1 protein-coding gene is annotated in these 322 nt (G+C 62.7%); it reads right to left on the reverse strand.

What is annotated here, in order from left to right; genetic code table 11:
- Positions 1 to 279: flagellin N-terminal helical domain-containing protein (locus IE99_RS0128620; RefSeq protein ID WP_030177582.1), on the reverse strand; the 279-nt coding region annotated here is incomplete at its 3' end.
- Between the last annotated feature and the right edge of the window lie 43 nt (positions 280 to 322).

A 322-nucleotide genomic window follows, 5' to 3' on the forward strand; every position in this document is an offset into this window, starting at 1 on the left:
ACGCATACGCTGCAGGATCGAGTGCGTCTCGGTGAGAGCGCCTTCAGCCGTCTGCGCGACCGAAACGCCATCCTGAGCGTTACGGACCGCGACCTTCAGGCCACCGGTCTGGGCGCGCAGCCCCTCGGAGATCGACAGACCCGCGGCGTCGTCGGCGGCCCGGTTGATCCGGAAACCACTGGACAGCTTCTCCAGCGACTTGCTCATCGAGCCATCGTTCACCGACAGGTTGCGGTACGAGTTCATCGCCGCGATGTTCTGATTGATACGCAGACCCATGATTCTTCCTCCTTGATACGGGTCCCAGTGGCCATCCATGGCC

Source organism: Spirillospora albida, from assembly GCF_000718255.1.
GTDB classification, from domain to species: Bacteria; Actinomycetota; Actinomycetes; order Streptosporangiales; family Streptosporangiaceae; genus Spirillospora; species Spirillospora albida.